This is a genomic window from Streptococcus sp. 2100, assembly GCF_013276335.1.
In the GTDB taxonomy this organism is placed as follows: Bacteria; Bacillota; Bacilli; order Lactobacillales; family Streptococcaceae; genus Streptococcus; species Streptococcus pseudopneumoniae.
On sequence record NZ_VMKV01000015.1, the window covers coordinates 1 to 531 of the forward strand.

The following is a 531-nucleotide window of genomic DNA, read 5'->3' on the forward strand; positions in this document are numbered from 1 at the left end:
CTATTATAAGATGTTTTTTTGATTTTAGTCCAGTATGAGATTGATACGGTTCTGCTTACAAGAGTGAAAAATTATTGTTTACTGGTCTTAACTGATTGAAGGACTAGGCATCAAATTATCCGATTGATTCCAAATAAAAGTGCTGAGGCGGTCAATCAGGCTTTAAAACTCATCTTAAAACAAGACAAGATTCTGTCCATCACGGCAGATAATGGTACAGAATTTAACCGCTTGTCTGATGTATTTTCTGAGGAACATATCTATTATGCGCACCCCTATGCCTCTTGGGAAAGGGGAACTAATGAGAATCACAACAGGCTCATTCGGAGATGGTTACCTAAGGGAACTAAGAAAACGACTCCCAAAGAAGTCGCATTCATCGAAAATTGGATTAATAACTATCCTAAAAAATGCTTGAACTACAAATCACCCAGAGAAGACTTCTTCATGGCTAACTTGAACTTGAAATTTGGCGAGAAGTTAGCAAATTGTAAAAAGTTTAAAAAAATTAGAAAAAGGTGTTGACAAAGT

General features: G+C 36.0%; 1 pseudogene. It reads left to right on the forward strand.

The features are described 5' to 3' along the window. Positions 1-33 precede the first annotated feature (33 nt). Positions 34-525: pseudogene (locus tag HT669_RS02910) on the forward strand (IS30 family transposase); the annotation flags it as partial. Positions 526-531 lie beyond the last annotated feature (6 nt).